General features: G+C 39.7%; 14 protein-coding genes. 4 read left to right on the forward strand and 10 right to left on the reverse strand.

The annotated features are described in order from the left end of the window. Nucleotides 1-16: 16 nt before the first annotated feature. Nucleotides 17-556, reverse strand: coding sequence for an SPOR domain-containing protein (locus P1X15_RS15415; RefSeq protein ID WP_277339023.1), 540 nt, complete (start codon nucleotides 554-556; stop codon nucleotides 17-19). 68 nt (nucleotides 557-624) lie between these two features. Beyond that, a complete protein-coding gene (locus P1X15_RS15420; RefSeq protein ID WP_277339024.1) occupies nucleotides 625-2,577 on the reverse strand; it encodes a DUF3857 domain-containing protein in 1,953 nt (650 codons plus the stop codon). A gap of 78 nt (nucleotides 2,578-2,655) precedes the next feature. Here P1X15_RS15420 and P1X15_RS15425 point away from each other — a divergent pair, with 78 nt between their 5' ends. Next, entirely contained in the window at nucleotides 2,656-3,297 is a 642-nt protein-coding gene (locus P1X15_RS15425; protein WP_277339025.1) for a TIGR04282 family arsenosugar biosynthesis glycosyltransferase, read from the forward strand. Here the strand turns inward: P1X15_RS15425 and P1X15_RS15430 are convergent. Then, nucleotides 3,294-3,548 carry a hypothetical protein gene (locus tag P1X15_RS15430; RefSeq protein ID WP_277339026.1) on the reverse strand — a complete coding sequence of 85 codons (255 nt, stop codon included), beginning with the start codon at nucleotides 3,546-3,548 and terminating at the stop codon, nucleotides 3,294-3,296. The genes P1X15_RS15425 and P1X15_RS15430 overlap by 4 nt on opposite strands. A gap of 166 nt (nucleotides 3,549-3,714) precedes the next feature. Here P1X15_RS15430 and P1X15_RS15435 point away from each other — a divergent pair, with 166 nt between their 5' ends. Then, nucleotides 3,715-5,367, forward strand: a complete 1,653-nt coding sequence (locus P1X15_RS15435; protein WP_277339027.1) for an amino acid permease — start codon at nucleotides 3,715-3,717, stop codon at nucleotides 5,365-5,367. A gap of 175 nt (nucleotides 5,368-5,542) precedes the next feature. Here P1X15_RS15435 and P1X15_RS15440 read toward each other — a convergent pair whose 3' ends face one another. Then, nucleotides 5,543-6,253, reverse strand: coding sequence for a helix-turn-helix domain-containing protein (locus P1X15_RS15440; protein WP_277339028.1), 711 nt, complete (start codon nucleotides 6,251-6,253; stop codon nucleotides 5,543-5,545). Nucleotides 6,254-6,406: 153 nt separating this feature from the next. On the opposite strand from P1X15_RS15440, the gene P1X15_RS15445 reads away from it, so the two are divergent. Together P1X15_RS15445 and pbpC are read left to right on the forward strand one after the other, a co-directional pair. Further along, a complete protein-coding gene (locus P1X15_RS15445) occupies nucleotides 6,407-6,709 on the forward strand; it encodes a DUF4286 family protein (protein ID WP_277339029.1) in 303 nt (100 codons plus the stop codon). Nucleotides 6,710-6,730: 21 nt separating this feature from the next. After that, nucleotides 6,731-9,052, forward strand: coding sequence for a penicillin-binding protein 1C (gene pbpC / locus P1X15_RS15450; RefSeq protein WP_277339030.1), 2,322 nt, complete (start codon nucleotides 6,731-6,733; stop codon nucleotides 9,050-9,052). A 58-nt stretch (nucleotides 9,053-9,110) separates the two neighbouring features. On the opposite strand, the gene P1X15_RS15455 is transcribed toward pbpC, so the two are convergent. The 6 genes from P1X15_RS15455 to P1X15_RS15480 form a co-directional block, all read right to left on the reverse strand. Next, the gene (locus P1X15_RS15455; RefSeq protein WP_277339031.1) at nucleotides 9,111-9,620 is read right to left on the reverse strand and encodes a DUF3299 domain-containing protein; all 510 of its coding nucleotides are present in this window, start codon (nucleotides 9,618-9,620) and stop codon (nucleotides 9,111-9,113) included. Nucleotides 9,621-9,680: 60 nt separating this feature from the next. Continuing rightward, nucleotides 9,681-10,613, reverse strand: a complete 933-nt coding sequence (locus tag P1X15_RS15460; RefSeq protein ID WP_277339032.1) for a fasciclin domain-containing protein — start codon at nucleotides 10,611-10,613, stop codon at nucleotides 9,681-9,683. A gap of 94 nt (nucleotides 10,614-10,707) precedes the next feature. Continuing rightward, the gene (gene hemB / locus P1X15_RS15465; protein ID WP_277339033.1) at nucleotides 10,708-11,694 is read right to left on the reverse strand and encodes a porphobilinogen synthase; all 987 of its coding nucleotides are present in this window, start codon (nucleotides 11,692-11,694) and stop codon (nucleotides 10,708-10,710) included. 11 nt (nucleotides 11,695-11,705) lie between these two features. After that, nucleotides 11,706-12,620, reverse strand: coding sequence for a PfkB family carbohydrate kinase (locus P1X15_RS15470; protein WP_277339034.1), 915 nt, complete (start codon nucleotides 12,618-12,620; stop codon nucleotides 11,706-11,708). A 256-nt stretch (nucleotides 12,621-12,876) separates the two neighbouring features. Beyond that, nucleotides 12,877-13,572, reverse strand: a complete 696-nt coding sequence (locus P1X15_RS15475; protein ID WP_277339035.1) for a tetratricopeptide repeat protein — start codon at nucleotides 13,570-13,572, stop codon at nucleotides 12,877-12,879. A gap of 49 nt (nucleotides 13,573-13,621) precedes the next feature. Continuing rightward, the gene (locus P1X15_RS15480) at nucleotides 13,622-14,671 is read right to left on the reverse strand and encodes a cytidylyltransferase domain-containing protein (protein WP_277339036.1); all 1,050 of its coding nucleotides are present in this window, start codon (nucleotides 14,669-14,671) and stop codon (nucleotides 13,622-13,624) included. Between the last annotated feature and the right edge of the window lie 3 nt (nucleotides 14,672-14,674).

Below are 14,674 nucleotides of genomic sequence, written 5' to 3' on the forward strand. Positions count from 1 at the left end.
CTCTATTTAAGTGTTTTTACTTGATTAATAAGCTCTTTTTTAAATCAATTTTTTCGGCCAGAACCACCGCTGAAGCATATCGAGTACGCACTTGCTCCAGATATCGCTCCGCATCGATACGATTCATGAAGTCTCCGATGCGAACACGATAAGTAGGCTGGCTATACATCAAGTAGGGATTTAACTCTGGAAAGGTTTGATAAGTATAAAGTTTGGCATCATCGGCATCTTTGCGGGTACTACCCACATAGATTTGAATCCGATAGCCAGAAGCAAACCGAATATTGCGATTGCGAGCCGCTATGGTATCGACTACGGCATCGAGTTGGCGATTTACGTGCAAAGGCTGATCAGACAATACACGCTTTACTTCATTTTTTTTAGGGGCGGTTTCGGCAGGGGCTACCTCTTTATATCGTGGTCGCACACCCGACAAGTCTTCGTCATAATTGCTGTAAGCATCTACCGTGGTAGAGCGCGTAGGTTTTGAAGTCACACACCCCACTGCGACGTACATCATGGGGAGCAATAATATCCAATTTTTAAAATTCATCATTTAGAATTGGTATTGTCTTTTGAATCTTACTTTTAAAAGAACAAAATTATAGATTCCTTGTAAGAGTTTTAGCTTTTCTCAAGCAACAACGTCACTTTATTGAAATCAGCTGCTGCATTGATTATTTTTTGGAACGATTCGTAGGTATCTATGGGTTGTAAAACCTGCTTATAAAACTCATCAATCGTGACCGTAAGCACACCTGCCTCTAGTTTATAATCAGATACAAACCCCATCACTGGCTCAGCTTTACCATCTGTAATATTGCGCTTTAAGCTCTCTAGTCCGCTCACTTTATAACCCTGCGGAATCCTTATTTTCATTACTCTTTTGTAAGCATGGGCATTACCCATATCAATCGAGTACTGCCGTTCTCTTTCATTGTACATCTCTACTTGTGGCCCAATAAGCTCTCCTATTTTAAATAAATATTTTTTCCCCGCTCGTTCGAGTACACTCTTCAGAGCAATATCAGTTGTGAGGATAAAAGGCTTATTGGCTTCGTCACTATTTAGATTTGTATTTTTGACTTGAGCATTCGAATAAGTCACATCAGGTTTTAGGGTAGATTTAATAATTTCGTTGGTCAACTGCTTTCGTTCTTCTTCTGCTTTTACAAAATGATAGTAGGGTCGTAGTTGTGCCGCCTGATGGCCTGTCATCTGACGAGTTACTTTTCCTTGTACTTGATCCATAGTGGGCGAAAAACTCACATCTATCATCAAATCATCATGATTGTCCAGAATAGTCGAAAACGGAATCAAGCGAATTTCGGCTTCTGGGAATGTTTGCGTACCTTCTTTTATAGTTTTAATAAATAGAGCATTGTTTCCCTCCATATATTGATCAATCATCCCATAGCGCAAAATAGGGCTGCTTGGATCCAAAAACTTTTTGGTGGCAGGAAAATACAGCAAGTACTCATCTAAAAAGCTCCAAGAATCAAACTCTTTATCAAATACCGCATCGGCTCTACTACAACCTACTACGATTTCATAAGGGATATTGAGTATTTCTAAGGCCGAAATATAAAGTCGCATCATGCCTGCTTTAGAAGCGTACTGTTTTTTTAATACATCCGAAGCAATATCGGCCTCTTCTTCTTCCTTGACGGCGATGTTGGTTTTGGCATAATTCTCAAATTTTTTGAGTGCAGCTTCGGCAGGTAGCCCTTTTATTTTTTCTTTTGTTAACAAAGCCCCCACATCTGCTTTCGATTCTTCGATTCCTGTTCGGAGATAATCATAGAAAGTTTCGGCGGCACTTTGCCAAGTATACAATCGCTCTTCGCCACGGCTCAGATTGTAGGACAATTTATAATCTGCCTTTACGATATTAGCTTTCAAGTTAGCATATTTTTCTTCGTGGATAGGGCGTAGATTTTTGACCAAAATGGTGGTGATTCGCTTTTGAGAAACTGTATCGGTTTCGATATTCGCAGGAGCATTGTATACTTTGGCTTCAAACACTAAATAAGAAGGCGTAATAATCTTAAGCTCAGTAGCTCTCACCGGAATATCACTCTGTAAAATTTCAGAGCCAAACAAGGTGCTATTGCGTCTAAAAAGAGTGGCATATTCCAACTCTCCGCCTACCTCTAGCCCCTCTACTGCCAATATTTTATAGACTCTTCCACGCTCTTCAAGCTCTTTGACCGCTTCCAATCCTACTTCTTTAATGGTTCCATTTTTGCTAATGCTTCTTGCTTTGAGATACAGCAAATCGTTGGTATTTGGTACCGGCAAAACGATTTTATTATACATCTCAATTGATTTGGAATCATTGATTCGGATGCGTTTAAAAATTCCCTCCAAACAAGAAAACTGGCCTAGCGAATCAAACGTATATTCGATAAAAATCTGATTGCGAAGCAATACTCCCGATTCTTTTTGCTCACTTTCTGTAAGGGTAGCAAGCGTAGGGTCAACTTTTTGGTTTTCAATGATTTTCTTAAATGCAACGTCTTGTGCAAATGATGTGGTGGTGGTTAAGAATAAGGCTACCCAAAGGAAATGTTTCATAAAAGTATTGAACTTCCGTGTTCGTTCTATTTTTTTGTCAATCTTACTATCTTTATTTCAACTATCCAACCCAAACGAATGATTTGCTCACTTATTGTTTTTGTAAAAAACCCAATTGCTGGAAAAGTAAAGACTCGACTAGCAGCGAAGGCTGGACATCAAAAGGCCGTAGAAGTATATTGTGAGCTTCTCCAACACACTAAAAATATAACGATTGAGTGGCTTCGCCAAAATTCTTTAGATTATGATAAAAGAGTCGTTGTTTATTATGGAGATTTTATAAATAATAATGACTTATGGACGAGTGACTTTTTTTCAAAAAAAAGCCAACAAGACGTGCCTGATTTAGGGGGAAGGATGAGAGCAGCTTTTGAAGCTGAGTTTACTGAAGCCGACCGAGTCGTGGTTATTGGCAGTGATTGTCTTGATATAAAATCAAAGCATTTGAAAGAGGCCTTTGAGCATCTAGCAAAAGCAGAAGTGGTGATTGGCCCTGCCAACGACGGCGGGTATTATCTATTAGGAATGAGCCAATTACATCCTTACTTGTTTGAAAACAAACCTTGGAGCCAAGCCCATCTTCTGGAGGAAACATTAGCTGATTTAAAAAAATACAAGTCTAATCGCGCTACTCGACTTCCGTATTATTTATTAGAAACCTTATCTGATATTGATACTTGGGAAGATTATATAGAGGCCAAAAACATCTCTAAACCCTAAATAAGTACCTCCAAGTTCATAGCACACTCCTCAGAGAACTGGTCCATTTTATCTTCGTTAAGGCTACGATACTTTCCAAAAAAGGTTCTTCTCCAAAGGGGTGAATCTGGCAAAGCAGGCTGAATAGCCACACCCGTGGGTCTAAGAGAAACGCTAGATACAATGATTTTACCAGAAGCAATCAAGCGCTTTTTTACATTCGGCGAAATACGAGATTTAACGACTGAGTGAGGTTTAATTTTAGTTGACATATATGTAAACTTTTAGCAATCAGATATTTAAATACAATTCAAAGTATTTGCATCAAAAATAATGCCAAGTATACTAGTGTCTCAAAAGCTAACATTAGAGTAGATTTGTTCACAATAATTTATATTTTTACCATAGATAGACTAAAGCAACCCTAAAACCACTTCAATGAACAACTCTCTATTTCGCAAAAAGTCGTTAAAACAAATATTAGATAATGCCTCTTTAGAAAGCCATACCAGTGGCATGGCAAAAGTTCTTAATGTAAGAGACCTAGTATCGATGGGGATTGCGGCTGTCATCGGGGCGGGGATTTTTTCTACTATCGGAGCAGCAGCCTATGACGGAGGACCAGGCGTTATTTTTCTTTTTATCATTACAGCTGTCACTTGTGGTTTTACGGCATTGTGTTATGCAGAGTTTGCTTCTAGAGTACCTGTTTCGGGAAGTGCCTATACTTATTCTTATGTGACTTTCGGCGAAATCATCGCTTGGATTATCGGCTGGGCTCTGATTCTCGAATATGCCATCGGCAACATAGTCGTTGCTATTTCTTGGAGTAGCTATTTCGACAATATTTTGCAGGGTGTGGGTATTGTGTTGCCTAGATGGATGATAACTGACGCCGCTACCGCCCAAAAAGTGTATGAACAAACTTTATCTGCGGGTAAATCGGTCGAGAATCTGGCTTGGACTACAGCGCCACTCTTTGGCGATACAAGATTTATTATCAATGTCCCAGCGTTTGTGATTGTAGTGCTAGTTACTATCTTAGCTTATATAGGTATCCAAGAAAGCAAACGTAGCGCCAACGCTATGGTAGCTTTAAAGCTCATTGTCTTGTTTGTGGTATTTGCAGTAGGTATATTTTTTATTAACACCGACAATTGGACGCCTTTCTTACCTAACGGATTTGGCGGGGTGCTGAAAGGAGTTTCAGCCGTTTTCTTTGCCTACATTGGATTTGATGCTATCTCTACCACTGCCGAAGAGTGCGCCAATCCCCAACGTGACCTACCCAAAGGAATGATTTATTCATTGATTATCTGTACTCTTATTTATATCGTCACAGCGCTTGTTATCACAGGCATGGTCAATTATTCAGAATTCCAAGGAGTTGCAGACCCATTAGCCTACGTATTCGACAAAATCGGCCAACCTCGCGTAGGTTATTTTATTTCGATTAGTGCGGTAGTAGCCGCTACAAGCGTTTTATTGGTATTTCAGATTGGTCAACCTCGCATTTGGATGAGTATGAGTCGCGATGGGCTACTTCCTAAGGCCTTTAGTAGAATTCATCCTCGTTATAGCACGCCTTCTTTTTCAACTATCATTACGGGGGTCTTAGTCGCAATCCCAGCTTTATTTATGGATGCTTCGTTGGTCACTGACCTTACGAGTATTGGTACCCTATTTGCTTTTGTACTGGTGTGTGGGGGAGTATTAATTTTACCAAAAGAAGAAAATCAATCATCGAAATCATTCCGAATGCCGTATATTAATAGTGGGTTTATTATTCCTGTGCTTTGGATTGTATTTGTGTATTTTTCGCGCCAAAGAATCAGTGAGGCATTTTCTCATTTTGGGCACGAGCAACATCAAGAATACCTTTTTCTGATATTTTTAGCGTTGTCTTTATGGGTCACCATATACAGTTTCCTAAAAAAGTGGTCTTTGATTCCGGTGATGGGCATTTTATGTTGTACATATCTCATGATTGAAATTCCCATCAATTCTTGGTTTGTCTTTTTTGGGTGGATGGCAGCAGGTTTAATCATTTATTTTAGCTACGGCTATCGTAAAAGCAAAATAATAGCTTAAAATTTGGCCAAAAACATGCTAAACAACTAAAATTAGGTAGAGAAGAAAAATCTTTTTAGTTGTTATACGAACAAATTAGACTTAATAACCGTTTTAGTAGAAGAAATAATTAAATGGTAGAGGTTTAGGTAGTATAGTAATCCACCATCCTTTTTAAGGGCGGTGGATTTTTGTTTTAGTTGATACCTACCATTGTGAAGTGGTCTACCATTTCGTCAGGATGTACTTCTAATACGTTGGCTAATACTAGCAAAACCAGCGTTTTGGAGGCTAGATTTCTTGAAATCCCTGCTACAGACGCAAAATCATCGACCGTCACGCTGTGGTGCTTATCTAAATGTTGCATTAGTTTACGTTCGTTGTCTCCGTATCTAAATTTCACATTATGATCGTTGTTTTTCCGCCTCAAAATCTCGCGCATTTCCCAACTTGCTTGTATTGATTTATCCGCTACACGTACGTAGGCTTTCTTCACCAATTTTGGAGCTTGCTTTTGGGGCACAAATTTCTTGCGTACATAGGTGGTATTGGTACGAGCAGCGTCAGATTCTTGTAATACATAATGAGGTCGCTGAGGACTCGGCAAAATATTGAACACCAACACATCCCTTTCTTCTCCTACCGGAACTCGCTCAACGGTGTATTGTATATGAGGAGAGCAATATTTTTCAATAGCTCTCACCAACAAGTATTCATCCTCATCTACGTATTTGAGTCCTTTAATGGTGCGGTCATCACCGATGCCGATGAGAAGACGTCCGCCGTCAGTATTGGCAAATGCCACCACTTCACGGACGATTTTTTCGGGGTGATTGGTCTTCAATTTGAATTCAATATGCTTACCTTCACCCTGTCTGACCAATTCTCTTAATGCCTTATAGTCCATTGGACAGGTCTTGAAATTGGAGGGACTTATCACTTGGATAAATCTACTATTTTAGTTCGAAACGCCCAACAAATTAATATTATTTTTTTATGGTATCGAAAAGCCCACTATATTTTTAAATATTGCGTTTTGAATCAAATAAAGACCAAAATTATGATTTTATATAGTGTAACCGTCAATATCGACAAAGCGATAGAAAGTGAGTGGCTTCAATGGATGAAGAAAGTACACCTGCCAGAAATAATGGCAACAGGCCTGCTTGAAGGCAACAAGCTTTTACGCCTTTTGACAGAGATTGAAAATGAAGGGATTACATACTCGTGCCAATATTATTTTCAAAGCATGGAAAATTACTTCACTTACCAGAATCTTCATGACGCGGCTCATCAGCAAAAACATCACGCTCTTTTTCAGAATAAGTATGTCTCTTTTAGAACTTTATTGGAAGAAGTATAGGTGTCTTAAGCATTCATATTTATGCTAGAAGTAGTAAAAAAAAGTTCTTTTAAACGAATTTTCAATCGTCGCAATGGGCTCTTGATAAGCCCATTGATACTTTTTTTTCTGCTTGATATTTTCTTTCCTTTTCGAGTTAAGCCTTCTTACTCCACGCTCGTTACGGCAGCGGATGGTAGTGTGCTTCATGCTTTTTTAAACAAAGAAGATAAGTGGAGAATATATACTGAGTTAGAGGAGATTACCCCTATTCTTCGCCAAACTATCCTTCAAAAAGAAGACAAATATTTTTATTATCATTTCGGCATCAATCCTTTTGCCTTAGCAAAAGCAGCCGCAAACAACCTCCTACGCCAACGGCGTGTATCAGGAGCGTCTACCATTACGATGCAGGTAGTACGGTTGCTAGAGCCACGCAAACGCACCTATACTAGCAAATTGATTGAGGTTTTTCGGGCTACTCAATTGGAAGTGCACTATTCCAAGGATGAGATTCTTCAGCTTTATCTTAATTTGGTTCCTTACGGTAGCAATATCGAAGGCATGAAATCCGCTTCTTTGCTTTACTTTGGCAAGCTTCCCCAACTGCTGAGCTTGGCCGAAATTACGACACTTGCTATTATTCCTAATCGCCCCTCTAGTTTGAGGTTAGGAAAAAATAATGGTTTTATCGTAAGTGAAAGAAACAAATGGTTGAAGCGATTTGAGCAAACAGGAATTTTTAAACAGCGCGACATTGAAGACGCATTACAAGAACCCCTCAACGCGTATCGACGCGAAGCTCCTAAAAAAGCACCTCATTGGGCTATAAGAATGCAAAAAGAGCACAAAAATACTCCCATTGTCCATACCACTTTGCTCGTAAATCGACAGATACAAGCAGAACAAATCACCAAAAATTATGTAAATCGTCTACGCAGCATCAATATTCACAATGCCGCAGTTCTCGTAGTCAATAATCGAACCCTTAATGTAGAAGCTTATGTAGGTTCGGCCGATTTTCAGAATATATTTGACGGAGGTCAGGTAGACGGTATCAGGGCGGTGAGGTCTCCGGGTAGTACACTCAAGCCTCTTCTTTATGGGGTGGCATTTGACAGAGGTCTTCTTTCTCCCAAATCCACCCTCAATGACGTACCGACCAACTTCGGTGGTTTTGAGCCAGAAAACTTTGACCGACAATTCAACGGCAAAGTAACAGTCGAATTTGCCCTAGCTAATTCCCTCAATATTCCTGCGGTGAAAGTATTAAAAGATATATCGCCCAGTGTTTTTATTGAATATTTAAAAAAAGCCGATTTTCAGACAATCAAAAAACAATCGAAAGACTTAGGACTTTCGATGATTTTGGGAGGCTGTGGAGTGACTTTAGAGGAACTTACGCGTCTTTTTGCCTCATTTGCTAATCAAGGAAAAATCCGTCCCTTAAAGTATCTACACTCGAACGAGAAAGCCACCAAACCAGCCGAAGTGTTGATTTCGGCAGAAGCATCGTATCTAATTACGAATATTCTTACCCAAATTACACGCCCCGATTTGCCCAACAATTTCGACAATACTTATCATTTACCGCGTATTGCTTGGAAAACTGGTACTTCCTACGGCAAAAAAGATGCTTGGAGTATCGGCTATAATCAACATTATACAGTAGGAGTCTGGATAGGCAATTTTTCGGGAATAGGAGTGCCTGAACTCAACGGTGCCAATATTGCGACTCCCCTTCTCTTTGATATTTTCAATGCCATCGATTACAATTCCCCCAAAGGTTGGTTTCGCCCTGCTGCCAATATTATTTCTCGAAAAGTATGTGCCGAGAGTGGGGATGTTCCTAATAGTTTTTGTAATCATCAAATCATTGACTACGCTATTATGGGCATTTCACCAAGTCGAAAATGCCAACATCTCAAATGGGTATTTACCAATAGAAACGAAACCCTTTCTTACTGCTCACAATGCTTACCCGACACTGGTTTTCAACGTAAATTGTATCCAAACCTTTCTCCAGAACTAATCGCTTACAACGAATCTATGCAAATTCCATATGTCAAAATTCCTTCTCATAATCCTTACTGTACTCGAATCTTCCAAGCAGGTGCTCCTACAATTACTAGTCCAAACGACGGAAGCGAATATTTTTTAGACAGTCAACAAATGCAGCTATCTTGCCAAGTATCCAATGACGTAACGACGGTCTATTGGTATGTAAATGATAAGCTCTTAGAAAAAACCAAACCCCAAAGTCCAGTATTTTTTAGCCCTCCTCCTGGCAAAGTAAAGATTTCTTGCAGCGACGATAAAGGACGCAATAGTGATATCTACATCAATGTCACCATTGCCAAATAAAAAGGGAAATCGATTTTACATCGATTTCCCTTTTTATTTGGTTTACATCAAACCAGTATTATTCGTCTGCAATTTCGGCACCTTCAATATTATAGTTCAACTCATAGATGTTATCTGCATTGAGTTTTAGAGTGCCTCGCAAAGTATGACGCTCGTCGGTCTTGAATTTACGACCAGTTTTTTTGAATTTGAGACCCACGACCGATTCTGGCCCTGCACCCCCACAAAAGAAACAAGCACTAAACGGGAACGCCGAAAGCGCATACAGATTAGACTCAGCATCTATCGGTAATACATAACCAGTAAGCATTACTTCTTTTCCATTCAACTTATTGACGTTAGGACCAAAAGTAGGATAGAGCATATAAACTGATTCTTCGGGGTACCATTTTTTCTTAAAAGTGACATCACGAAGGGTTTCCCAAGAAATCTTCACGGGATTGTTGCTACTCAATGCCCGATACCGAAATTTATCTTTGCTTTCCGTGTTCTTATCTGAATATTCGGCCTTGACGAAGCCCATGATGGCAACCATAGACACCAAAAGAGCCACTATTAAACTTTTCATGTTTTTACTGATTGTTTGACAGTAAAATTAATACAAAATTTTCACAATTTATGTTCCGCCCTAAGGCTTTAAAACTTTATCAATCACGTGGATAATCCCATTAGTAGCGTTGATATTTGTTTTGATAAGATTAGCTTCAGTAGGGGGACTTTGGCGATCTTTGATTTTAATGCCTGTTGACTGAACATCAAAGCTAGTCACATAAGAAGCGTCTAGCATCGCTAAATTGCCCGACAGCATATAAGAGAAATAGCGGCTCAGGGCAATATGATAAGCCACAGTTCGTGCCAAAATAATAGGACTTGTGACTGATATTTCTGCCGATGAAAGCCGTGCTGCTATCATTGCCTGATTAGTAGGCAAAAACAAAGTATAAGATGGCGAATATACTGTTTTAGCGGTGGTATCGACCAATTCTTGCAAACGAGGATCGGCTATTCTTGCTCTCAAAAGTGCCTCTCTAAATAGACTATAATCAGGTGTATTTTTTAGAATAAGCCCCACTGAGCGATTCGCTATCGGAACCACGTTGTTGATGACATGTACTACACCATTGGTAGCTACCATATCTGTTTTTGTAAATCTGGCATGATTCAAAAACGGTCCTCCATTTACATTTGATAAAAAGGCATTCCCCTTTGACATCATCGTAACAGGATTATTCAACCCTAGAGCCATCTTGTCTTTGGTAATTTTACCAATCATTATATGGTTGGTAAGAAGAGCTCTTACTTCTTCGGGAGGCAAAGCCGTAATAGCAGAGGCATCCGCAAAACCCGCCGCCTTAAACCCTTCATCACTGGGCGCATAGATAGTAACAGTACTTGTCTTGAATGCATCTCTGATACCAGCATGGTCAATGGCAGCTCTTAACATCCCTAACTCACTATCTTCTATCAAAATATCGGATACACTTCTGGGCTGTGGTTCGTCTTGCTTGCAGCCTGCAAACCAAACACAAAAGAGTATAAAGATTCCAGAGATTTTCTTCATAGCGTCAAACATATGAGTTAGGTGTTGAATACAGATATTACTCGCTCCTTGGCTAACACACTAAACGTTTAAAAAAAACGAAAATTGTGATTTTTTATACTTGAGTTTTTAGAAGTGCAAATTCTTTGGCAAAATAGGTAAGAATTACCTTCGCACCCGCTCGCTTTATAGAGAGAAGCACTTCTATCATCGCTCTCTGTCCATCAAGCCATCCATTTTGAGCTGCGGCTTTTACCATGGCATATTCGCCAGAGACATTATAAGCAGCAATCGGCAAGTCGAAATTTTGATCCAAGGTCTTGATGACATCCAAATACGAAAGAGCAGGTTTGACCATCAAAAAATCAGCACCTTCTTCATAGTCCAGTTCGGCTTCGATAAGAGCCTCTCTTACATTCGCAGGATTCATTTGATAAGTCTTCTTGTCACCAAAGCGAGGTGCCGAATCTAGCGCATCACGAAATGGCCCATAAAACGCACTCGCATATTTGGCCGAGTAAGACATAATGCTGACGTCAGTAAATCCTTCTGCATCAAGTGCCTTTCTGATATACCCTATTCTACCGTCCATCATATCGCTAGGACCGAGGATGTCGGCTCCTGCCCGGGCTTGTGCTACGGCCATTTTACCTAAAATTTCGAGCGTTTGGTCGTTCAATATTTTTCCATTTTCGACCAATCCATCATGACCATCACTGCTGTATGGATCCATAGCTACATCTGTCATAATAGCCAAATCAGGAAACTTATCTTTTACGGCTTTAAGCGCATCTAAGTATAAGGTACCTTCTCGATAGCTTTCGGTGGCAAACTTATCTTTTTTATCTTCCGAATAGTTGGGAAACAAATCTATGCACTTGATGCCCAAATCGGTGATTTCTTTTAATTCTTCCAAAAGAGTATCTAACGAATACCGATAGATACCAGGCATCGACTTCACCTCACTCTTGACATCTTGTCCATCTAAGATAAACATCGGAAAAATAAGATCATCGACCGAAAGAGTTGTTTCTTGTACCAACGCACGGATAGCTGCCGACTGCCTATTTCGACGTGGGCGGCGAACAATAGAATAACTCATACTTATTTTTTTTAGATTTGGAAGTTAGCTAAACTAACAAATTCTTGAACACGAGCCGTAATTTCTTCTTGTGTAAGACCAACGATTCGGTCGGCGCCAAATTTCTCAACACAGAATGATGCCATAGCCGAACCATACACAATAGCCCGTTTCATGTTGTCGAAGCTAATATCATCAGTGCTTGCAAGATACCCGATAAAACCGCCCGCAAAAGTATCTCCAGCACCTGTAGGGTCAAAAACTTCCTCTAATGGCAACGCTGGACAATAAAACAGATTATTGCCTTGAAACAACAAAGCCCCATGCTCTCCTTTTTTAATGATAAGTGTTTTTGGCCCCATTGCCATGATGGTTTTGGCAGCACGACGAAGTGAATAATCGCCCGATAAAATACGTGCTTCTTCGTCATTGATAGTCAATACATCTACCAGTTTCAAGACATCTTTGAGGTCATCCATGGCTATATCCATCCAAAAATTCATGGTATCAAGCATCACCAATTTGGGGCGTTTTTCGATACGTTCGAGTACTGTTTTCTGAATAGAAGGTGCGGTATTGCCTAGCATCAAATACTGACAATCTTGATAAGAAGCCGGAATCAAAGGGTCAAAGCCTTCCATTACATTGAGCTGTACTTCTACTGTATCGCGGCTGTTCATGTCATTGTGATACTTGCCCGACCAAAAAAACGTTTTTTCCCCTTTTTTGATTTGTAAGCCTTCTGTATCAACTCCATGGCCTTGCAAAAGCTCAATCATTTCTTGGGGAAAATCATCTCCTACTACCGCTACTAGCTTATTTTTAGTAACGAAATACGAGGCAGAGAGTGTAATGTAGGTGGCCGCTCCACCTATGATTTTATCTGTTTTGCCGAAGGGTGTCTCAAGCGCATCAAAAGCAACCGAACCTACTGTTAGAAGACTCATAAAGAGAAGATTAAGTAAATGGACTAATTTGAAAAATGAGGAAATTTGAAAATGGAGAAATTGCCACGGCAATCAATCGAAATTAAATGCCTGACACTTATCTATTTACAACAAACATTTTAATTTAAAGAACTTTTGGGTTCACTAATTAAAAGTGTATGATTATTTATCAAAAACAAAGGATAAAGCTGTTGAGCCTTATCCTTTGATATGTTTCTATAAAAAACAAATGAGCGAGTGCATTATATCATCTTTTTTACTCGGCTGCACTTTCGAGCAATGCTTTGAATTTCTTTGCATTCAAAACGTCAGAAGATTGAGGATAATCTTCGATAAGGTCTGAATACACCTTGATAGCCTCTTGATTTTTCTTGGCCTTTTCGTAAGCAATACCCAATTTTATCATATATGAAGGCGTAAACTGCGGCGTAGGCTTATAGTCTACTGCCTTTTGGTAATAGCTGATTGCCTCTTCTACATTATTTTTTTCCATGTAAGCATCGCCAATCAAGGCATATGCACGGCCTTGTAATACTAAATCTGTAGCAGAGAATGCCTTTAAGCGAGTAATAGCCTCGTCAAATTTACCTTGTTTCATAAGGGCAGAACCTGCTATAAACGTAGCGATATTTCCTGCAGGAGCAGCGCTAAATTCATCCGCAATTTTTTCTACGCCAGGATTTCCACCACTTCCTTTGAGGGCTTTGTTGAGAGAATCTGCTTCATATGCAAATTCAGCACTATACAAAGCTGCTTGGGCTTCTTCGTCTTGGCTACTTACGTACCAGTTATAGCCAAACCATCCTGCCAAACCAACTACCACCACCCCTATTGCTATATATAGCAAACTACGGTTCTTTTCGAGGTTTTTTTCAAACTTGTTTAGCTCGCTTGCTAACCCCTCTGGGCTTTCCAAAAATTCTAACCCAGAATCTGTGTCTTTATTGCTCATTACTATTGCTTTTCAAATTGGACTGCAAAATTAGGAAATCTGTTGAAAGTCAAAAAGAACTATTTGTTTTTTTACTTAATTCTATAAATTCATACACACTTAAGTTGCGATCATCTACGTAAAAATCGGCCGTAACTTTACCCAAACGTAGCTCATGATGTTTTACTCCCCAGTTTTCAATTTGCTGTTTTGTCACCGCCGACCAATCTATTCCGGTTTTGCTTCCTCTTGCCGTAAATAATACAATCCGATGTCCTTGTTCATACATTCTATTGACGGCCTCTATCACTGGCCAATTGGGCTGAGATAAATTATAATCATTGTTGGGAGAGAGCTGAGCCACTACTCCATCAATATCTACACTAAACGTTCGGATTTGGTCATTACCTGAGTTCTGTTGCAAAATCAGGTGTTCTGCCTTTTCCCAGTCACTTTGTAAATCTATATCATTAAATATCTTTTGCACATATCCTCCAATGTTTTTACCAGTCATTGAGTTTTGAGCTACAATCGTATCATATCTCACCACATCAATGTTAGCTGTTTGGAGATATACTTCAGGCAATGCTTGCCGAGGTTGATTATAAGGGTCGGCTATGCCCTCCAACATCAACAACGGTGCCAAAGTTTTATCGTCCCGTAAAAACCACATTTTATAAGGTGTATGGGGCACTGGGCACACTGCTCTTATGCTATCCCATTGAGGATGAGCGAGTAACTCCTCTATCATTTCATCAATTTCTTTTACTTCCCTAAAAGGAGAAGTAGGCCGTAGATGAACAATGATATCAGGGGTATAATCTTCATTTTTTTGAAGCCATTGAAGGGCATGTTGAAAAACTTCTAAGTCAGGAGTCAAATCTCCCGAGATTGAATCAGGCCGTAAAAAAGGAACTTCAGCACCGAATGCTTCGGCTATTTGTTGATAATATTCACTATCTGTAGAAACAATAACTCGATTGATATACTTTGACGCGAGAGCTTGCTCGATAGAATAAGCCAAAAGTGGCTTGCCAGCCAAAGACTTGATGTTTTTATCAATGATGGATTTCGAGCCTTGTCGGGCAGGAATAAGAGCAAGAATTTTTTGGGATTTCAAAAC

Origin of the sequence: Runella sp. MFBS21 (assembly GCF_029433105.1) — a bacterium.
Taxonomy (GTDB): domain Bacteria; phylum Bacteroidota; class Bacteroidia; order Cytophagales; family Spirosomataceae; genus Runella.